The organism is Parasphingorhabdus sp., assembly GCF_036568145.1.
GTDB lineage: Bacteria > Pseudomonadota > Alphaproteobacteria > Sphingomonadales > Sphingomonadaceae > Parasphingorhabdus.
Map to the genome: position 1 here is coordinate 123752 of NZ_DATCTC010000015.1, position 21956 is coordinate 145707.

General features: G+C 54.7%; 13 protein-coding genes. 7 read left to right on the plus strand and 6 right to left on the minus strand.

Translation table 11 applies throughout. The features are described from left to right. Window positions 1-208: 208 nt before the first annotated feature. Complete coding sequence (locus VIN76_RS04255) at window positions 209-1438, plus strand: FAD-dependent monooxygenase (protein ID WP_332040571.1); 1230 nt, start codon at window positions 209-211, stop codon at window positions 1436-1438. A gap of 357 nt (window positions 1439-1795) precedes the next feature. On the opposite strand, the gene purD is transcribed toward VIN76_RS04255, so the two are convergent. Continuing rightward, window positions 1796-3076: a phosphoribosylamine--glycine ligase gene (gene purD / locus VIN76_RS04260; protein ID WP_332040572.1), complete on the minus strand. Its 1281-nt coding sequence runs from the start codon at window positions 3074-3076 to the stop codon at window positions 1796-1798. 31 nt (window positions 3077-3107) lie between these two features. Here purD and xseA point away from each other — a divergent pair, with 31 nt between their 5' ends. The 3 genes from xseA (at window position 3108) to VIN76_RS04275 (ending at window position 5820) form a co-directional block, all read left to right on the plus strand. Next, complete coding sequence (gene xseA, locus VIN76_RS04265; protein ID WP_332040573.1) at window positions 3108-4586, plus strand: exodeoxyribonuclease VII large subunit; 1479 nt, start codon at window positions 3108-3110, stop codon at window positions 4584-4586. A 77-nt stretch (window positions 4587-4663) separates the two neighbouring features. Beyond that, entirely contained in the window at window positions 4664-4870 is a 207-nt protein-coding gene (locus VIN76_RS04270) for a DUF2093 domain-containing protein (RefSeq protein ID WP_332040574.1), read from the plus strand. A gap of 35 nt (window positions 4871-4905) precedes the next feature. Continuing rightward, entirely contained in the window at window positions 4906-5820 is a 915-nt protein-coding gene (locus VIN76_RS04275) for a M23 family metallopeptidase (RefSeq protein ID WP_332040575.1), read from the plus strand. A gap of 31 nt (window positions 5821-5851) precedes the next feature. Here the strand turns inward: VIN76_RS04275 and VIN76_RS04280 are convergent, their stop codons facing one another. Beyond that, window positions 5852-6406: a hypothetical protein gene (locus tag VIN76_RS04280; protein ID WP_332040576.1), complete on the minus strand. Its 555-nt coding sequence runs from the start codon at window positions 6404-6406 to the stop codon at window positions 5852-5854. A gap of 377 nt (window positions 6407-6783) precedes the next feature. Here VIN76_RS04280 and VIN76_RS04285 point away from each other — a divergent pair, with 377 nt between their 5' ends. After that, window positions 6784-9642 carry a TonB-dependent receptor plug domain-containing protein gene (locus tag VIN76_RS04285; protein WP_332040577.1) on the plus strand — a complete coding sequence of 953 codons (2859 nt, stop codon included), beginning with the start codon at window positions 6784-6786 and terminating at the stop codon, window positions 9640-9642. Window positions 9643-9845: 203 nt separating this feature from the next. Beyond that, window positions 9846-11327: a putative 2OG-Fe(II) oxygenase gene (locus VIN76_RS04290; RefSeq protein WP_332040578.1), complete on the plus strand. Its 1482-nt coding sequence runs from the start codon at window positions 9846-9848 to the stop codon at window positions 11325-11327. 4 nt (window positions 11328-11331) lie between these two features. On the opposite strand, the gene VIN76_RS04295 is transcribed toward VIN76_RS04290, so the two are convergent. Together VIN76_RS04295 and clpB are read right to left on the minus strand one after the other, a co-directional pair. Beyond that, window positions 11332-12360 carry a hypothetical protein gene (locus tag VIN76_RS04295; protein ID WP_332040579.1) on the minus strand — a complete coding sequence of 343 codons (1029 nt, stop codon included), beginning with the start codon at window positions 12358-12360 and terminating at the stop codon, window positions 11332-11334. Window positions 12361-12793: 433 nt separating this feature from the next. Next, entirely contained in the window at window positions 12794-15373 is a 2580-nt protein-coding gene (clpB, locus tag VIN76_RS04300) for an ATP-dependent chaperone ClpB (RefSeq protein WP_332040580.1), read from the minus strand. Between the two features lie 155 nt (window positions 15374-15528). On the opposite strand from clpB, the gene VIN76_RS04305 reads away from it, so the two are divergent. After that, window positions 15529-17727 carry an acylase gene (locus tag VIN76_RS04305; protein WP_332040581.1) on the plus strand — a complete coding sequence of 733 codons (2199 nt, stop codon included), beginning with the start codon at window positions 15529-15531 and terminating at the stop codon, window positions 17725-17727. An 82-nt stretch (window positions 17728-17809) separates the two neighbouring features. Here VIN76_RS04305 and VIN76_RS04310 read toward each other — a convergent pair whose 3' ends face one another. Together VIN76_RS04310 and VIN76_RS04315 are read right to left on the minus strand one after the other, a co-directional pair. Beyond that, entirely contained in the window at window positions 17810-20533 is a 2724-nt protein-coding gene (locus VIN76_RS04310) for a TonB-dependent receptor (RefSeq protein ID WP_332040582.1), read from the minus strand. A gap of 334 nt (window positions 20534-20867) precedes the next feature. Further along, entirely contained in the window at window positions 20868-21779 is a 912-nt protein-coding gene (locus tag VIN76_RS04315) for a DMT family transporter (protein WP_332040583.1), read from the minus strand. Window positions 21780-21956 lie beyond the last annotated feature (177 nt).

Below are 21956 nucleotides of genomic sequence, written 5' to 3' on the forward strand. Positions count from 1 at the left end.
AGGCTGTGACGGACAAGCGTTGAATATCCGACGAAACGGGCTGTATTCGTCCCCATATGAGACAATATCCAGCTGGAAATGGTTAACATGCAAGGGGTCGTATCCTTGGCCGGAGCGCTTTACAGGCCCATTGCGAATCAAGAGTGGCATTAACAAAGCCCGATGATTAGACCCGGTTCACAGATTGTAGCGCGTCAGGATTTATGGAATGAAAGCGGTTATAGCAGGCGGCGGGATTGGCGGATTAAACGCCGCGCTATGCTTTCACGCCTTTGGCTGGGATGTCGAGCTTTGCGAGCAGGCCGCTGACCTTGGCGAAATTGGTGCAGGATTACAGATCAGCCCCAACGGGATGAAGGTGCTGCGCGCTCTAGGAATAGACAAACAGGTTGAAGCCACCGGGTTCAGACCGCGAGCAATCCAGCTTCGGATGGGTAACGTGGAAAGGGGGAAAGTCGTGGGGCGGTCGCTACGCAAAGGCCCGTCCAATCAGCCCATTTTCACCGTTTCGACCACGGATTATGAAGACATTTTTGGCGCACCCTATCTGCACGTCCACCGCGCCGATCTGGTCGCTGTCTTGAAACAGGCTCTGGAAGACCGGACATCCGCCATCATCAGGACGGGCGCTACCGTCACCGGTTACGGGCAAGATGAAGATGGCGCCTGGGTCATGCTGGCGGACGGGACGCGGGTTGCGGGTGATATTGTGGTTGGCGCTGACGGTATCCGCTCGGCCATGCGCGCGCAAATGGTCGGCGCGCAGGAGCCCGTTTTCACGGGCAATACGGCCTGGCGCGCTGTCGTGCCTGTGGAAAAGCTGGGCCGCAATGCTCCGTTGCCGGTTTCCACCATCTGGCTTGGCGAGGGCAAACATGCCGTCACCTATTTGCTGCGCGGCGGGAAGCTGGCCAATTTTGTCGGCGTGGTCGAGCGGGATGACTGGCACAATGAAAGCTGGACCGAAGAGGGCAGCCGCGATGATGCGCTGGCTGATTTTGCCGGTTGGCATCCGACAATAACGACCTTGCTTGAACAGGCCGACGCCCATTATCGCTGGGCCCTGTTTGACCGTCCTCCGCTGGGCAAATGGGTGGATGGCCGGGCGGTTTTACTGGGCGATGCGTGCCACCCGATGCTGCCCTTCATGGCACAGGGCGCTGTGCAAGCGATTGAAGACGGCTATGTTCTGGCGCGCTATCTGGCGGAAAAGGACGATTACCGCACGGCCCTGTCAGCCTATTTCACAGCCCGGCATGACCGGACGGCAAGAGTGCAAGCCGCGGCCCGAACGAATATGCACCTATACCATCAACGCAGCGGGGCGGGAAAGCTGGCGACCTATGGCCCGATGTGGCTGGCGGACAAGATCAAGCCTGATCTGGCAAACCAGAGGTTGGACTGGCTATACGGCCATGATGTGACGGCGGGCATTTAGGGGGAAAGCAATCGTTAGTGGTGGGCCTGTCGAACCATGTTTCCATATCAGGTACAGCGTCAAATCATACCATCATTCCAGCCTGAGCGGGAATGATGGGTGTAAAAACCGCTGTCCTACAGTGTAGCACTCATGATACGCACAGCCCGGCTCCTTCTCACTATGAATAATCTCCCGCCTGTCAAATGTTGGAAAATCCTTCGCAAAAAACAGGAATCGGCGGAAAAGCGCGGTTCCTTGGTGTGAACTTTGTGAACTTTGAACGTCGGATGACCCGAAAATAGCACCCCGCTTTCGCGCAATGAAGACGCCCAAACAAGTTCAGGTTGACGCGGGGCTGACCCCCTTGCGGCCCATTCAGCCCTCTGCTTCGCGTGCAACCTCTCTCCATCCGATGTCGCGGCGGCAAAAGCCGGTTTCGAAGTCAATCTTGTCCACGGCAGCATAGGCCTTGGCCTGTGCCTCGGTGGTGTTGCTGCCCAAGGCGGTGACGTTCAGCACGCGGCCACCATTGGCAATCAATTCGCCGTCCTGCTCCGCTGTGCCAGCGTGAAAGATTTTGACGCCTTCGCTCTCTGCCCCGGAAAGGTTACGGATCTTTCCGCCTTTTTCGGGTGTGGCGGGATAGCCTTTTGCTGCCATAACGACAGTCAAAGCCGATTGCTGGTCAAATTCCGGCGCGCTAATCTGGTCAAGCTCACCCTTGGCAGTGGCCAGCATGATAGCGGCAAGGTCGGATTGTAGCCGCATCATCAGTACCTGACATTCCGGATCGCCAAAACGGGCATTATATTCAATGAGCTGCGGCCCGGTGTCAGTCAGCATCAGCCCGGCAAACAGAACGCCGCTATAGGGCGTGCCTTCGGCGGCCAGCGTGTCAACGGTCGGCTGGATGATCTCATCCATAACCTGTTTTTGTAAGACAGGGGTCAGCACAGGCGCGGGGCTGTAAGCGCCCATGCCGCCGGTATTCGGCCCGGTATCGCCTTCGCCGACGCGCTTATGGTCCTGTGCGCTGCCAAAGGGGATGACATTTTTGCCATCGGTGATCGCGAAAAAGCTGGCTTCTTCACCGGTCAGAAACTCTTCGATCACGACTTCGGCACCGGCATCGCCAAAGCCGCCGTCAAACATCATGGCGATCGCATCCTCTGCCTGTTCGCGGGTTTCGGCGATGATGACGCCCTTGCCAGCGGCCAGCCCGTCGGCCTTTATGACGACGGGAATCGAAAACCTGTCGAGCGCAGCCAGTGCGTCCGTCTGTTTGGTGGTGCGGACATAGCCAGCGGTTGGAATATGGGCGCGGGCGCACAGGTCCTTGGTAAATCCTTTTGACCCTTCCAGCTGGGCAGGGGCTTTATCGGGACCGAATACAAATATCTCCGCGATACGCAGGCTTTCGGCCAGCCCGTCAACCAGAGGAGCTTCTGGTCCTACGACTACCAGATCAATGTCATTGCGCGCGCAAAACAAAATCACCGCTCCATGGTCGGACACGTCCAGATTCACGCATATTGCATGTTCGGCAATGCCGGGATTACCCGGACTGGCGTAAAATTTCTCTACCGACGGGGATTGCGCCAGCTTCCATGCCAAGGCATGTTCACGGCCACCGGACCCGAGCAACAGGATATTCATGGACGATTCACTCTCTACAAACGGAAATAATATGGGTGGGCTGTTAGCGGAGAGTGGCGCCGGCGACAATGCCGCTCCTTTATCTGTTTCGGAAATTTCCAATTCGCTAAAGCGAGTGGTGGAAGACCGTTTCGGCTTTGTGCGGATCAGGGGAGAGATTTCCGGCTATAAACGTGCGGCTTCCGGTCATGTCTATCTGGCGCTGAAAGATGACAAGGCGGTGCTGGACGGAGTGATGTGGAAGGGTAATGCCGGACGGCTGCCGTTCCAGCCGGAAGACGGGATTGAGGTTGTCGTCTCTGGCAAGCTGACCACCTATCCCGGACGTTCCAAATATCAGGTCGTTATCGAGAAGATGGAACTGGCGGGCGAAGGCGCGCTGATGCAGCTTTTTGAAAAGCTGAAGGCCAAGTTGCAGGGCGAAGGGCTGTTTGACCAGAGCCGCAAACGCGCCCTTCCGTTCCTGCCGAAAACCATTGGTGTTGTGACATCGCCGACTGGCTCCGTCATTCGCGATATTTTGCACCGACTGGCCGACCGTTGCCCGACACATGTGATTGTCTGGCCGGTATTGGTGCAGGGTGAAGGTGCCGCGAAACAGATTGCAGGGGCGATTAACGGCTTTTCGAATATGCAAAGTGGCGGCGAAGGTGGCGGGGGGCTGGTGCGGCCCGATTTGATTATCGTCGCGCGCGGTGGCGGCTCTATCGAGGATTTATGGAGCTTTAACGAAGAAATAGTGGTGCGGGCGGTCGCGGATTGTTCGATTCCCGTCATCTCTGCGGTTGGTCATGAAACCGACACGACTTTGTGCGATTTTGCCGCCGATCTGCGTGCGCCTACCCCGACAGCGGCAGCGGAAATGGCTGTGCCGGTTCGCGCCGAGTGGCTGGCGACGTTAAGCGAGGCAAAGGTGCGGATGGCGCGCTCGGTTCAGAGGGGCTTTTCAACTGCACAGGAACGGCTGGAGGCCCAGCGCCGCCTGATGCCCGCACTGACCGATCTGCTGCGCCCGCATCAACAGCGGGTGGATGAACTTGCCGACGGCATGAAACACGCCATGCGGCATAATATCGTCCAGGCGCGCAGCCGTCTTTCGGAATCAGGGGGCGCGTTAAGACCGGCGATGCTGCGGCAGCGGCTGGATACGGCGAAAAGCCGGTTGGACAGATGTGCGTTGCCGGTGCAGCTTATCGAGCGGCCTTTGAACGATGCGCGGCAACGGCTCGACAATCTGTGGCGGCTGGCGCAGCAAGTCTCCCCCGACGGCCCACTGAAACGCGGCTATGCACGGGTGTCGGCGCTGGATAAAAGCGTCATTGGCAGCCGCGCCGCAGCGATCAAGGCTGGCGCGGTGAACCTGCACTTTCATGACGGAACTGTGGCGGCGCATGTTGGTGACAAGCCGGAGGCCCAATCTGAACCGCCAGCCACCAAAGCACCAGCCACCAAAGCAAAGGCGGTCAGCACCAAAAAACCGGCGGATGACAGGCAGCAGGATTTGTTTTAATCGCAATTCTTGTTATGATTGCCGCAAATGCTTATCTGTAAACCATAGGTAAATATGACGGAAAGTAAGGGTTTTTCATGTTAATGTCCAATCGCAACAAGGTGGCAAAGCTGCATTATCTGCCGAACGGGTTTCGGATGCTTTCATCCGGTGACCATGTTTTATGCGCGGTATCTGGTGAGCAAATCGCCCTGGAAGACCTGCGCTACTGGAGCGTAGAGAATCAGGAACCTTATGCGACGGCAGAGATTTCGGCTCAGGCGCACCTGTCTGACGGAAAGTAAAGCCGGCCTGACGGAGAGTGAAACAGGGGAGTAAAATGACGCTTAAGCAAAGCCTGACTTTCGGTTCCTTGACCCTGGCTGTCCTTGCCGGTCTGTCTTTACCCACGGCTTTTGCTTCCTCGACATCTGCGGATACGGCTGAACGGGACGCATCGGAAGAGGCTGCTGTAGAGCAATCCGCTTTTCGCAAGGCGTTGAAATTCGGGTTTTCGGGGCAGGAGATTCAAGGCGGCGTGATGCTGGGCGATGCTCCGGCAGGAACGCGCAGCCTGACCCTCGACGGCGAACCCGTGCAAGTGGCCGAGGATGGCAAGTTCATCATCGCCTTCAACCGCGACGCCGGCCAGTCCGCCCAGATGGTGGCAACGCTGGAAAATGGCGAGACGGTCCGCAAATATTTCAACATTGCCCCGCGCGACTGGAAGATAGAGCATGTCAATGTCGCACGGCGCAGCGGCGGGCCCAGCGCGGCTTTCATGGCATTGCGCGCGCCGGAGCTGGAACAGATCCACGCCGCGCGCCAAGTCCAAAGCGACAGTCAGGGATGGCGTCAGACCTTTGTCTGGCCAGCGAAGGGGCGCATTTCGGGCATGTTCGGATCACAGCGAATCTACAAGGGTGAGCCGGGCAGCTATCACAGCGGCGTTGACATTGCGGGCGCGACCGGCACCACTTTTGTCGCACCGGCCGACGGTGTCGTGACGCTGGCCGCGGACAAGCCCTTTTCGCTTGAAGGCAATTTGCTGATGATCGATCACGGCATGGGCCTGAACAGCGCGTTCCTCCACGCGTCGCAGATATTGGTCAAGGTCGGACAGGAAGTGAAACGCGGCGAACCCATCGGCCGCATCGGCGCGACAGGCCGCACAACCGGCCCGCACCTCCACTGGTCCATGAAATGGAACGACGCCCGGATCGACCCGATATTGCTAACCGGGCCCATGGGGTGAGTTTTTGGGCGTAAGACCCCGGACGCTTTACTCAGTTAACGATTCGTTTCACCTTGAACGCGCGGCCGCCGTTCAGCTTTGCCATAAAACTTCCCAGCGCCCCGCGCTTAATCAATACAGAATCGCCTTCTTTTGGCGGAGTTCTTGTAGCTCTTGCCTCGGTCTGTTGCCAAAGCGCACCGTCTTCCAGCTTGAACAGCCATTTGCCGCTGCGCATTGGGCTGACTGATGTGATGGTCGCCTCGATCTCGTCAACATTATCGCCTTTTTCGGCATTGCCGTCGAACAGCTTGATTCGGGGCAGGGACAGGCCAAACACGCTGCGCCGGGCTTCGCGGACCTGCTCGCGGTCGGCGATAATTACCTCGTTGCTAACCTGCGCGGTTTCAAGCGCGGCAACCTTTGCATCGAAACAGGCCAGCCGCTGGCTTGCATCTGCGATGGATTTACAGGCGATCAGGTCAGTATAAATCGCCGGCGGAGCCATGGTTTCACTATCCTTTTCCGCCGCCAGTGCCGGAGCGCCAATAAGCAAAACAGGCGCGCAAAACATATAGGATGCCAGCTTGCATTTCCGTGTAATCATGTCCGTGTTCCTCGACGTTAAAATCCGGCATCAGGAGTGAATACCGCCCCTGTTGCCTCTCGGGGAAGGACTAGCATATCCACTTCGTCGCACAAGGCCGCCGTGTAAAGTCGCGGTGGCAGAGCATGATAAAAGACCTGTTTCAGCCGGTTTCTCTCCTATTTGGCAGCTTTTCACACTGTTGCAAAATAGTTACAACCGCTACAAAACTGTGTCCGAAACATGAACAGTTGCTTTACAGGATAGCGCGAGTCCGGCATCTGCAAGCCATTCCTATGGAAGATATCGCGTATCTAAATCGTGAATGATTCTATTGGTCAAATACAGAAGCAGGCCATTGGGGGTCCTGCTCCTCCAGAATAAGGGACTGGAATATCATGAAAAAAATTACGAAGCTGATGAGCGGCACAGCACCACTGGTGCTAGGCCTTGCTATGGTTTCCGCGCCTGCCTTCGCGCAGGACCAGGATGTTCAGGAAGCTGCTGCAGCTGATGACATCATCATTGTTACGGGTTCACGCATTACTAACCCTAACCTTGAGCAGTCTTCTCCGGTTAACGTAGTTAGCGGCGACGAAATTGATTTGCGTCAGGCAACCAACGCCGAAGAATTAATCGGTGATCTTCCTGGCATCGCTCCTGGCATTAACAGTTCCGTGAACAACGGTAGTGCCGGTTTTGCCGCGCTGAACATGCGTAATCTGGGTACTAACCGTAACCTGGTATTGCTCGACGGAACCCGTCTGGTACCATCCAGCCTTGCTAGTGTGACCGACCTTAACATCATTCCGGTTGCTCTGGTTGAACGCGTGGACATTTTTACCGGCGGTGCCAGCTCCGTTTATGGTGCTGATGCTATCGCAGGTGTTGCCAACTTTGTCACAAAGCGTGACTTTGCCGGTGTTGATATGGCTGCCACTTTCGGTCTTACCGAAGAAGGTGACGGCCAGCGTTTCCGGACTGACGTTACCGTTGGTGCTAATTTTGATGACGGACGCGGCAACGCGGTTTTGAGTATCGGTTACCAGAATATCGATTCCGTGCTTCAGGGCGACCGTTCGTTCTCTAAGGACACATTGTTCATCGAAGGTTCGAAGATCGGGTCCGGTACTGCTGTGCCTACACGTATAAATGGCGATCAATATGACCCGGCTACGGGTGAGCTGGTTCCAACCTACAGCACGTTCAACTTTGCACCGTTCAACTATTTCCAGACACCATTGGAACGCTTCAATGTTTTCGGTTCGGCTCGTTATGAAGTTACGGACAATATTGAAGTTTACACCAAGGGTATGTTCACCAAGAGCACCGTTAGCCTGCGTCTAGCACCTTCCGGTCTGTTTGGTGATACATGGCAGGTTCCGTTGAACAACCCATATCTCACACCCTCTATCCGTGACAACATTTGCGCTAATAGTTCATTGACTGCTGCTGAGTGTGTTGCAGCATCTGATCCGACACTTGCGCCTGGCGATGTTGATTATCGCGAAGTTCCCACCGTCATTAACCGCCGTCTGGTGGAAATGGGTGCTCGTGAAACAGATTATGTAACCAACCAGTTCCAAATCTGGGGCGGTGTTCGCGGTTCGATCACCGATAATATCAATTTCGATGTTTATGGTACATATGGTGAGTCAGATCGTACGCAATCAAATGTCCACTGGGGCCTTAAATCCCGCGTTCAGCAGGCATTGCGCGCAAATGTTGATGGTGATGGCGCTGTAGTGTGCTCCGATCCGGCAAACGGTTGTGTTCCGATCAACCTGTTTGGTAATGGCACAAACGTGACGGCTGATACAATTGCATTTTTCGATCAACCCAGCACGCAAGTTGTTAAAACGACTCTCTCTGTTGTAAATGGTAGCATTTCCGGCGACCTTGGTTCGGAAAGCTTCCTGTTTGCTGATACACCTATCGGTTTTGCTGTCGGCGCTGAATATCGCAAATATACCGCAGCGCAGATTCCTGACGTAGCCAGCGGCACACAAGACGAAGTCATGGGTACGGGTGCTCCGTCACCAGCTTTCCAGGGCGAATATGACGTCAAGGAAGTCTTCGGCGAATTGATTGTTCCAATCGTCGAAAACGTACCGGGCATCTACAGCCTGACAGCTGAAGGCGGCATCCGTTATTCCGACTATTCCAACTCGGGCGGCAGCACGACGTGGAAAGCCGGTGGTACCTGGGAACCGATTGAAGGTTACAAAATCCGCGGTGTCTATCAGCATGCGGTCCGTTCGCCCAACATTGGTGAATTGTTCTCACCTGTTGTGACCGGCCTCACTGCTTTGTCCATAGACCCCTGTGCAGGCACCAACCCTGTTGGTGATGCGCAGTTGACGGCGATTTGTATCGCACAAGGTGCGCCAGCTGGAAGAATTGGTACTATTCCGCAGCCTTCTGCCGGACAGATCAATGCGACTGCTGGTGGCAACCCGGATCTGGGACCTGAAACGGCAAACAGCTATACCATTGGTGTAGTATTGACGCCGCCATCCGTTCCCGGTCTGCAAATCACGGCTGACTATTATAACATCAAGGTCAAAGGCGCTATCACAACGCCGACGCCTGGTGATATTATTGACCCATGCTTTGTTGACTTTGATCCGACGGCTTGTGCGTTGATTGGTCGTAACCCGCTAAACGGTTCGCTGAACGGCGGCGGTGATACGGCTGGTCTGATCCTTCAGTTGACCAACCAGGGTGTTATCGAAACCTCCGGTGTTGACATGCGGGTTGCTTATCAGATGCCCACCAGCTTCGGTAGAGTTGCATTCGACTTTAGCGGTAACTGGACCGAGCAGCTGAAATTCAAAGCAAGCCCAACCTCGATCAACCGTGAATGTGTGTCCTACTACGGTGAAAACTGTGAACCTATCACTCCGGAATTCACATTTAACGCGCGTGCAACAGTTGGCTTCGGCGACAGTGTTGACGTTTCCTTGCTGTGGACATGGATCGATGGTGTTTCGCTTGAACCACTTAGTGCGTCCTTCGGTGATGCTCTGGATGAATATTCTTCCATCAGTGCCTATAGCTATTTCGATCTGACGACACGTTTCAGCGTTACCGACAATTTCGAAATGACTGCTGGTGTGCAGAACCTGCTCGACAAGAAACCACCGATTGTAAGCTCTTACATCGGCGGCAGTGCATATAACTCGGGTAATACCTATCCGACGACCTATGATGCACTCGGACGTCGTTTCAACGTAACAGGCCGCCTGCGCTTCTAATCCGCGCAGACAGTCGATGAAATCAGGAGCGGCAGGGATGATTTCCCTGCCGCTCTTTTTTTGTGCGCGCATAATTAGTCATGCTGCTCTTCCGTTATGGCGAAATTGAGTCAGGGTCTAATTTGGGCCAACGCTATCCTTTGCACAAACGACGGGATCGCTTTACACATGGGCACATAATTCAGGAGCGGTGACCCATAGTAATGACTAATGCTTTCGATACCGATGATGTTATAAAGCGTGTAAACGCGCTGAGCAGTGCCGGGCAGATCGATCAAGCGCTCAATCTTGTGCGTTCCGCGATCAAGGAACTGCCAAGAGAAGGAAAGCTTTGGCATATGCTGGGAATGGTCCACCGGATGGATCAGGATTCCGCCGCTTCCCTAAGCGCGCTTAAAAAAGCATTGCAATATCAACCGGATAGTGCCGTTCTCCATCATGCCATTGCCAGAGTGACGATGGAGGCGGGTTTGCCTGCTATTGAGCTATTCGACAAGGCCCGGCAATTTGCGCCAAGTGACGGGGCGGTCATAATTGGTCGTAGTGCCGCGCAAATGGCCGTGGGGCAATTTGACAATGCCATCGCCGATCTGGAGCTTATTCTCGCGAGTAACCCCTTGTGGCTGGAGGGGCATGAGTTGCTGTCGCAGGCCCGCTGGGCAGCGGGGGACAAGGATGGTTTTATCACGTCCTTTACCAAGGCATTGGAAACCAATCCGCAAAATGGTGCGCTTTGGGCGAAATGCCTGGACGCGCTTTTTAACGCCAACCGCTTTGCCGAAGCCGCCAAAATGGTGGATGAAGCCCGCAAGGTGCTGGGTGATAGCCGCGGCCTGATGATATATGATGCTGTCTGTGCATCCGAACTTGGCGAGGCGGAGCGCGCGGGACAGCTATTTGATGCACTGGCCCCGATCACGGAAATTGCGCTTGCAGTCCGGCACATGCGCCACCTTTTGCGGACGGGCGAGATGGAACAGGCCGCCAGCGTGGGAGAGGCCTTTACCGGACACGCGGAGGCAAATCAGGTCTGGCCCTATCTTTCGCTGGCGTGGCGGGCAATGGGCGATGACCGGTGGAAATGGCTGTATGGTCAGGATGAACTTGTCCGGACATATGACCTGGCAGACCAGATAGACATGGACGCGCTGGCCCGGTGCCTGCGCTCCATACATGTGGCAAAAGCGGACATCGTGGGGCAGTCGGTTCGCGGCGGTACACAGACCGATGGCCCGCTGTTCGCAAGGATCGATCCGGAGATCCGCGAGCTGAGATCAGTCATCTACGCGGCGGTAATGCAGCATATTGCAAACATGTCTCCATCTGTTCCATCCCACCCCGTTTTACGGTACCGACCGGATTCAATCAGCTTTGCCGGATCATGGTCCGTGCGCCTCTCCGGAGCGGGCTTTCACACCAGCCATATTCATCCTATGGGATGGTTCAGTTCAGCCTTTTATGTCAGCGTACCGGACAAAGCAGATATGGGACCACCGCCCGCTGGCTGGCTCGCCTTGGGAGCGCCGCCGCCAGAGTTGAACCTCGATCTGCAAGCTGTGCGTGAAATAGAACCTAGGGCCGGGCGTCTTGTTATCTTCCCCTCTATCATGTGGCACGGAACAATGCCCTTTGACGATGGCGAACGGCTATCGGTGGCCTTTGACGTGGCGACACCGGCGATTTAGCGCATCAGATCAAGGGGGCCTTCAAGACCATATCAATACCGGCTGCTTCCGCGACCTTTTCAGCCCAGAACGTAACCTTTCCTATTTCATCGGCATGGGGAGATTCTCCGGTAGAACGCTCCTCTTCGCGGCCCTTCCGATCAAATTCGGTACCGTGTTTTGAATGGCTGTTAAAGGCCGGACCATCAACAATCTGCTGTATTTGCTGGTCGTTCAAACCCAGTTGATAAAGCTGTGCCATTCTGGTTATCGCCATATCCGGATTGGCCAGCAAGGCTTCGCTGTTGATCGTTTGTACCCGGTCAGCACCGAAAGTCTGGATGAGCTTTTGGAATATCCCCTGCTGTATAAGCCACCCTGCTGCGGCAATCTGCAAATCGGTTTGACGGAAATACTGATCGTCATCATATCCAAGATCAATCAGCCGCATTTTATGCAATGCGGCAAATTGCTCACGCGCCCACAACCTGCCGGTAATCTGCTTCCTTGCGATTGAACCAAGAAAAACCGGAAGCGGTGCGTGAATAATGACGCTGCGGGATTCCGGTAACATGTGCATGAACAGCTCAGCCATGCCGTTGACTACGCAAGACGGTTTGATAATCGTGGTCTCGGCTGGCTGAAAGGGGCGAACCAGCAAGCTGACTAAATCCCGAACAACCACTCTGGCTTTTTGCTTGTCCGTTGCCCCATAATAATATCCCGTCGCATCTTGCAGGATAACAGGCTCTTTCAAGCCCATGGAAATATTTTCCAGATCAAAGGCCCGCGCCAATAAAGTTGAACAGCAAAAGCCGGAATGAAGAATGAAATGGGCCTTGTTTTCCGAAGCTGACGGGATGGCCAGAGCGTTGCGATCAATAATCTGCCGCTCCAGGTTTGTCGGCAAATATTCATCCGAAACAAAGGTTACTGATTGGTGGACTTCCCGGCTTGCACGAACGAAATGGATCTTGTCCCCATCCGGTTGATACCGGTGAGCCAGCCAGTCGGGGTCGAGAATGATATTGGTGTTGTTATCCGGTGAATGCACCCAATCATTTTGCACGGACTCGAATAGCGAAGCAAGGAAAACAGCGATACCGATTAAGCTTTATATATCATCCGCATATAAGCATATAAATGGCATGGGCCGCAGCGAGGGGAAGGCATATGCGTATAACAACGAAAATGATGATAATGGCTGCCACTGCAACCTCTTTCGTGGGACTGGCCACGCCAGCCCCCCCGCCCAACAGGCGGACGAGGCTGGGGATGGTATGTCTAACGCTACATCTGAAACGGCCGATAATTCACAAACCATTAGATGTGAACGTCAAGCCGTCACACGCACGAAACGCGTTTGTCTGACTGAAGCGGCATGGCGCGCGAGGCGGGGAGCCGGTCAAAGAGCCGCGGATTCCCTTATTTCCGATGCAAACAGGGGTTTTCCCGAGATTAATTAAACGGCTTCCTACCCTAAGCTTCTAAACCACCTTCATATTCAAAGCCCCGTCGCCTTCGTCTATCTGGACGGTGCTGTTGTCCGGTACATTGCCGCGCAATAACATGTCGGCCAGCGGGTCTTGCAGATATTTCTGTATGGCCCGTTTCAGTGGTCTTGCACCGTAGACGGGGTCGTAACCGACCCGACCGAGCCAGCGTTTGGCTGCATCGGTAAGTTCCAGTTTGATCTTGCGGTCCTTGAGCAGCTTTTGCACGCGGCCAACCTGAATCTCGACAATCGGCGCCATATGTTCTTCACCCAGTCTGTGGAAAAGGATGATTTCATCAAGCCGGTTGAGAAATTCCGGCCGGAAATGCGCGCGCACGACTTCCATCACTTGCGGCTCTATATCCTTAACAGTCTGATCCCCGGTCATGTTCGCCAAATATTGGCTGCCCAGGTTGGAGGTCAGGATGATTAGAGTGTTGGAAAAATCCACAACCCGGCCATGTCCGTCCGTCAAACGGCCATCGTCAAGCACTTGCAGAAGCACGTTGAACACGTCGCCATGCGCTTTTTCAACCTCGTCGAACAGAATGACCTGATAGGGCCGCCGCCGAACGGCTTCGGTCAGGACGCCGCCTTCTTCGTAGCCCACATAGCCAGGAGGCGCACCGATCAGGCGGGCGACGCTATGCTTTTCCATAAATTCCGACATATCGATGCGAACCATCGCCTGGTCATCATCGAACAGGAAACTGGCCAGCGCCTTGGTCAGTTCTGTTTTACCAACGCCGGTGGGGCCAAGGAACAGGAAGCTGCCCAGCGGACGATTGGGGTCTTGCAGCCCGGCCCGCGAACGGCGGACAGCCGATGATACCGCGTCAATAGCTTCTTTCTGGCCAATGACCCGTTTCCCGATCAGTTCTTCCATGGCCAGCAGTTTTTCGCGTTCGCCTTCCAGCATCTTGTCAACCGGAATGCCGGTCCAGCGTGATACAACAGCGGCGATATCCTCGCTCACCACTTCTTCGCGCAGCATCGCGCCTTGGCTGGCACCGCTGGCCTCTTCCAATTGCCGTGTCAGCTCTGGAATTCTGCCATAGCTAAGCTCACCGGCCTTGGCGAGATCACCAGCCCGCTGCGCCTGTTCCAGTTCCAGTCTGGCAGCATCCAACTGTTCTTTCAGCTGCGCTTCGGCATTGATTTTATCCTTCTCACCCTGCCAGCGCGTGGTCAGTTCGGCAGATTGCTGCTCCAGCTCTGCCAGTTCCTTTTCCAATGCTTCGAGACGGCTTTTCGAAGCGTCGTCGCTTTCCTTGGACAAGGCCTCCCGTTCGATTTTAAGCTGGATGATCCGGCGGTCGAGATTTTCGATTTCCTCAGGTTTTGACTCCACTTCCATACGGATACGCGATGCCGCTTCGTCCATCAGGTCGATGGCTTTATCAGGCAGGAAGCGGTCGGAAATATAGCGGTGCGATAATGTCGCCGCGCTCACTAGTGCGCCGTCAGTAATCCGCACACCGTGATGCAGTTCATATTTTTCTTTCAGGCCGCGCAGGATGGAAATTGTATCCTCCACCGTCGGTTCGCCAATCGTTACCGGCTGAAACCGCCGCTGTAATGCAGGGTCTTTTTCGACATATTTCTGATATTCATCCAGCGTCGTTGCACCAATGCAATGCAGTTCGCCGCGTGCCAATGCCGGTTTCAGCAAGTTGCTGGCATCCATCGACCCCTCTGAAGCGCCCGCACCGATCAGCGTGTGCATTTCATCAATAAACAGGATGATTTCACCCTCGGCCCCGCGCACCTCGTCGAGCACGCCTTTCAGGCGTTCCTCGAACTCGCCGCGATATTTTGCACCGGCAATAAGCGAACCCATGTCCAGCGCCATCAGGCGGCGGTCTTTCAGGCTGTCGGGCACATCACCATTGGCAATACGCAGCGCCAAACCTTCGGCAATCGCGGTTTTACCGACACCGGGCTCACCGATGAGAACGGGGTTGTTCTTTGTGCGCCGGGCCAAAATCTGGATGGTGCGGCGGATTTCCTCATCCCGGCCGATGACCGGGTCCATCTTGCCTTCACGCGCAGCTTCGGTGAGGTCGCGGGCAAATTTCTTAAGCGCGTCATAGCGGTCTTCCGCTGAAGCCGTGTCGGCTGTGCGTCCACCGCGTAGCTCGTTAATCGCGCCGTTCAACGCATCGGGAGTCACGCCCGCGTTGGCAAGTGCCTTCCCTGACGTCGTATCTTTTGACAGGGTGAGGGCAAGCAACAGACGCTCCACTGTGACATAGCTGTCGCCCGCTTTTTCGGCGATCTGTTCTGCCTGATCCAGTACGCGTACAGCATCGTTATTCAGGCCGGGCGTTTGCTGTGCACCGCTACCCGAAACCGCCGGGATTTTACCCAGAGCGGCATCGATTTCCGTATGCGTCATCTTGGCATTACCACCTGCTTTGGCGATCAGGCCGGATGCCATGCCTTGTTCGTCTTCTAGCAGGGCTTTCAACAGATGTGCGTCGGTAATTTGTTGGTGGTTCATACGAATGGCCACGGTCTGCGCTGATTGCAAAAAGCCCTTGGCGCGATCAGTAAATTTTTCGAGGTTCATTTGCCGGTCCTGTTTTATTTTACGTCTAGTCAAAATGGTTTTTTATTCGGGTGGACAGCCGTGAATAGCGACTGTTTATCTGTGACTTATATGGTAAGTCCATCGATGAGTAAAAGGGGCGGACACTATATCTGCACCTTGCGGAAGGAATATACGTGAAGTTACTGAAGCGTTCGGGTTTGATTCTTGCCGTATTGTTGGTCATCGCAGCCGTTGCCTTGATGGTCTGGGAACCGCTCACTGTTTCGCCAAAAACGCCGCCACCCTACCGCGATTATGAGGCTAGGATTGTCCGGGATAATTTTGGTGTTCCGCATATTTTTGGCAAGACGGATGCCGATGTCGCTTATGGTGTGGCCTATGCTCATGCCGAGGATGATTTTGCCACCCTGCAAGAAGTAACGGCGATGACCCGCGGACGGATGGCGACGCTGAACGGTGTAGACGGCGCTCCGGTGGATTATATTTCGGCGCTGCTGGATATTAGCGGAACGGTGGAGCGCCAATATGATGATTTGCCAGCGGACGTGCAAATGGTGCTCGACGGCTATGCGGCTGGCCTTAACGATTATGCCGAGGAGCATCCCGGCGAGGTAAGCCTTTCGAAACTGTTTCCGGTCAATGGCCGGGACATAGCAGCCGGTTTTGTTTTGCGTTCACCGTTTTTCTTTGGTCTGAACGGCCCGATAGAGGCGCTGATCGAGAATGAACCGCTGCGCCGCGAGGGCGGTCCCAGTCTGGTTGTTCCGATAGAAAACCGGACGGTTCATCCGCTTAGTAAAGACAAGATCGTCACACCTGTTGGGTCCGATCCCGATGAAAATGGCTCTAATGGCTATGCGATTGCGCCAGCGCTGTCGAGCGAAAGCAAAACCCGCCTGATTTCCAATTCGCATCAACCATTGCGCGGCAATGTCGCCTGGTATGAACTGGTCGTGCATAGCGGCGAGGGGTGGGATTTTGCCGGTGCAAACTTCCCCGGATCGCCATTTGCGTTTTTGGGGCATAATAAAAATCTTGGCTGGACCAACACCGTGAACCGGCCTGACCTTATAGACATTTACAAGCTGACCCTGAATGAAAAGCGCAATGCCTATCGCTTTGATGGCAAATGGTTGCCGCTTGGGAAAAAGCGGGTCTGGCTGAAAATCAAATATGGACCGTTTGTCATTCCCTATCCCAAGATGGTTTACCGCTCCGTCCACGGGCCGGTAATTATGAACGATAGCGGCGCTTATGCGCTGCGCTATGCGGGCATGGATCAGCTTGACATGCTCACCCAATATTATCGTATCAACAAGGCCAGCAATTTTGCCGAGTGGCAAGCCGCGATGGCGGGGCAGGGTGTTCCGGCCACGAATTTCATTTATGCCGATGCCAGGGGTAATATTGGGATGTTCTATAACGCGATGTTCCCTGACCGTGCGCCCGGCTTTAATTGGCGAGGGGTGCTGCCTGGCGATACGTCCAAGGCGGTCTGGCAAAATACACTGCCCTTCGCGCGGGTTCCGGCGCTGATTAACCCGGCGTCAGGCTATGTCATGAACGCGAATAACACGCCCTTTATTGCGGCGGGGCCAGGCGATGAACTGAAACGCGACAGTTTTTCACCCCTATTGGGGGTCGAGGATGACCAGACCAACCGTTCGCGCCGGTCCATCCAGTTGCTGGAAGCCGCGATTGCATCTGGCGGCACGATTAGCGAGGATGAAATCCGCCGGATCAAATATGACACTGCCTATGTGAGGGCAGGATATGCGAAAGACTGGATGGACAGGATTGCGGCGCTAGATTTGAAGGGTGATCCGGGCCTTGCCAAGGCGCAGGCGCTGCTCGCCACATGGGACTGGAACCTTGATGGCAAGGGGGATGCCGATACGCTGGCGCTCATGGTGCTGCGACCCGCCAACAAGGCACATTACCAGCGCGGCGATCTTCCTGATCCGCGGACAATATTGCAGGAAACGGTCGATCATCTCACCAGATATTTTGGCCGGATCGATCCGCCGATGCTGGATGTTCTGCGCTTGCGTCAGGGGGATGTCGATCTGCCGATTGATGGCGGCAATGACACGATAAGGGCCTCTACCTTGTGGGATGTGGCTGACGACGGGCGTCTGTCTGTGCGACACGGGGACAGCTTCATCATGTTTGCCGAATGGGATCAAACGGGCAAGGTAACTTCCCGGTCAATCCAGCCATTTGGTTCGGCTACCACACGGCCCGATAGTCCGCATTATACGGACCAGATGAAGCTGTTTGTGGAGAAAAAGCTGAAGCCGGTCTGGTTCGATCCCAAGCTATTGGAAAAGAATAAAGCGAGCGAGAAAATCGTCGGAACAAAGGGCAAGTAAAGCAAATAAAAAAGCGTGCGACCTGTTTGATTAGGTCGCACGCTTTAATTCAAGGCCCGTGTTTTAACCGGGAACTACCGTCCTAGAAACGCCCGCGCACGGTGATGCCATAAGTTCTCGGTTCTGCAAGGAAGGCCGAGTAGGTTTGCTGTGACGCGACAAATGGCGTGTTGAACGCAACTTGCGTATAATCAACGTCGAAGAGGTTCTGCGCCCATCCTTCTATCGCCCATCTGTTTTCCGGACCACGGATACCGATACGTGCGTTTACCAGCGTGTAGCCGTTCTGTTCCTTGCCATATAGCAGGTCCGAGCCGGTATTATAATCACCGGTCGTCCGCGCGTTTACATAGAATAGTCCAGAGAGGCCGCTATTGCCGATCGGCGGCGTGTAGGAAAGCGATGCTGTCGCCGTGATTTCCGGAGCGTTGGACAGATTGTCACCTGGTAGCAGACGCAGCGCCGGATCAAGCGGCGTGCCCGTGTCACGGCCAACCAGATCATTTTCATAGCTGGTGTCGGTGTAGGTCAGACCCATCGTGATGTTAAGGTCACGAATGGGATTGATCGATGCTTCCAGTTCAACACCCTGCGCAACAACACCATATTTGACATTGTCGGGATCACAGGCACCCGTTGTTCCATCGGTATCGAGATCGGCCCCGCCCAGATCATCGCTACAAGCGTTGATATTCTGCACAAGGTACACCGAACCGTTGAACGTATTAAGCTGGAAACTGTCAAATTGTTGACGGAACGCCGCTACGCTTAGCGAGAATTCACGCGAAGAGTATTTCGCGCCGATTTCAAAGGCGTCCACTGTTTCCTGGTCAAATTGCAGGTTAGCCGTGTCCCCTGCCAATGCTGGATTAAGCAGCGTCGACGTGGTCAAGGCAGAGCGGTCAAGGTTGAAGCCACCCGCTTTGTAACCGCGGGAATAGCTGCCATAAAGCATCAGATCATCGGTCGGTTTATAAGACAGGATAGCTGTGCCGGTAAACTCACTCTCGCTGCGTTTGTCGCTGATGGTAACGCCGTCAAGTTCCGAAGTGGAGTTACCCTGACAGGACAGGCCGATTATCCCGGCTGCCAATGCATCAAGTGGGCCGCCCAGCAACGGCGAGAACAATGCGCGCTGAGTTGGGCACATCGTATTGTCGTTGGTGAACGCGGCTTTAAAATCCTTGGTTTCGTTGGTGTAACGCAGACCCAAAGTAAGGTCGAGCTTGTCCGTTACGTGGAAAATATTATGCGTGAAGAAAGCGAAATTCTCGCTTTTCTGATTATAGACATCAACATTACTGCCGCGATCATTAATCTGGGCCAGATTATCCAGCCCCGCGAAAATCAGCGGAGTGGCAGGGCCAAAGGCGCCCGCACCGCCATTTGCGGCTTGTAATGCTGCCCGGCCGCCGGCGCTCAGACAACCTGTGCTGGTGGGTGAGGCAAGTGCGGGATTGACCGCATTGACGATACGGCATGGCGCAAAAGCCCCGTATTGTGTGCCAAAGCGCAGGTTGTCCCGTACTTCAAGCTTTTCGTTGGCGTAGAAACCACCGACCAGCCAGTCGAGCCTGTCATCAAACAGCGACCCTTGTAGCCGCAATTCCTGCGTGAAAGTCTTGAACTCACGCGCGCCGGCATCACTTGTCGGTTCCCGATATAGGATATCCACCTGTGTATAGTCGGTGTCAGAAGCCTGGAAGTTGGAATATTCCCGATAAGCTGTGATCGACGTCAGGTTGATCTCGCCCAATTCTGCATTGACCTCGACCGAGCCGCCCCAATCTTCGGTTTCGCCTGCATAAGTACGTCCGGGCGTAACATAGATATCCCGGTTGAACGTGCCCTGGTTAAGCGCATTGGCATTTTGACCCAGACCCAAAAGCACCGGAATGATCGGGTTTGCCGGATCGGTGAGCGAAGGTGCGCCGGGCAGCGGACGAGTGAACTCGTCCAGCCCCGGACTCACGCGCGATAGCTGGGCGGAATCAGGCTGCACGAAAACGGCTGCACAGCACGCTTCGTCTTTCTTGGAATAGTCACCGATCACCCGGACGGTAAGCGTCTCGCTTGGTTCAAAAAGCAATTGGCCGCGCACAAGATAGCGGTCTTTATTATTCACATCGGTATCGTTGACGACATCATTGTAAAAACCGTCGCGCTTCAGAAAAACACCGTCGATCCGCGCTGCGATATTTTCGCTTAGCGGAGCGTTAATGCCGCCTTCCAGACGGATCTGGTCGTAATTGCCATAAGACGCAGACGCATGTCCTGAAAAGGTGAACTCTGGCGGCGCGGTGGAAATATTGATCATACCGGCAGAGGAATTCCGTCCGCCCAATGTCCCCTGCGGACCGCGCAGGATTTCAATCCGGTCAATCGGGCCAAGCTCGCTCAGCGCATTACCGCTACGCGAACGGTAAACACCATCGATGAACACAGCGACAGAGCTTTCCAGGCCGGGGTTATCGCCCACCGTGCCGATGCCGCGAATACGCGCCGAGCCATTGGCTTCATTGCCGGTCGAAGATACGAGCAGGGATGGGGCAAGCTGGTTCAGTTCGCGGATGTCGCTTGTGCCGCTTTGCTGCAACTGTTCAGAGCTAACTGCTGAAACGGCGATAGGAACGTCGGACAAGACTTGCTCGCGGCCCTGTGCGGTCACAACGATTATATTATCGCTGAAAGCACCGCTGCCCCTTTCGGCTTGTTCTCCATCAGTATCCGATTGTGCATATACTGGCGAAGATGCGATTGCAGCAAACGCGAACATGCAGGTTGATAGTCGTAAACCAACTTTCATTATATACTCTCCCATAGTTAATTATTATTTTTGTCATTCAATAATATCCGACTGCTTGGCGTTTACAAACGATAATCAAATAGCCTGCGATTTTTGAGGCTAAGTGTGACCTTATTGTCAGACTCTATTGCCATAGATAAGGGCATGATCTTGTATAAGATTCTGGTCTGCTTTGGTTGAGGGAGTATTGTCTTACGTTACTGCATGCTTGTATTGAGCCATTATTTAATCGCTTGACTAAATACGTTTCATATCAGAATCTGGCGTCCAGCACTGCGCATAGCGGTGGATAACCGTTAGGTAGCCCAAATGGTTTTTTGCGGTCGAAATCCGTTTAAAGTGTAGCGATCAGTGCCAGAACGACGCCGCCAACCACCATTGAAAGACCGACCGTTTCATGCCAGCGCACGGGTTCGCGCAAATAGAAATGCGCGAAGGCGACGGTAAAGATAATTTCCACCTGGCCAACCACCCGCACCAGTGCGGCAGGAGCGACCGCGAAACCTATATACCAGCAGGCGGAACCGAGTGCGGAAAGCATGCCAACCTGGTTTGATGTCCGCCACGACCGCGCCACGTCGTGTAAAGCGGCCCGGTCATGCGCGATGATCCATGTCAGATGCAGGCTGCTCTGTATGGCCATGACAGCAACAAGCGTGATAAGCGCGGAGCCAATGAAGCCGACCTCGGCCAGTTCGCCCGTTGCTTCTTTGATGGCGATTGCGGCAAAGGCGAACATGGTCCCTGCGCCAAGGCCGCAGAAGGCGGCAGGCTGGGTCAGTGCCTGTAGAAACTGGCGCGGCTTTATATCACGTTTGGCCAGCGCAAGGATCAAGATGCCTGCGACACCGGCCATGATGCCGATCCAGGCCAGCAAGGGAAGACGCTCGTCAAACAGCAACGCCGTGACCAGCGCGACCTGCATCGCTTCTGTTTTGGAAAAGGCCGTGCCGACGATGAAGCCGCGATGGCCGAAAGCCATGATAAGCAATATTGTGCCCGCCATCTGCGCTATTCCGCCTGCTGCTGCCAGGCCAAAAAATTCAGGCGTCAGATCAGGAATATAGACGCCCTCTATCCGCAGCCAGATTGCCGTAAAAGCCAACGCAAAGGGCAGGCCATAAAGATAGCGGACAAGCCCTGCTGCACTGACACTTAGTTCAGCGCGCAAGCGTTGCTGAAGAGCGGTGCGCCATGCTTGAAATAGCCCGCCCAAAAGAGCGGCGGGAAGCCAGATAGGATTCATTTCCGCTTTATCTACACTGAAATGGTAATAGATATGAAGCAGATATTGCAATATGCACTATTAAGGTTCTCCCGATCGCGTCCGCTTGTGGAAAGTGAATGCCTTTGGTATAGATAGTATTCTAAGTAATTGGGGAGCGGGATGCAAGATTATAAAGACAGCCTGTATAAAGGCTGC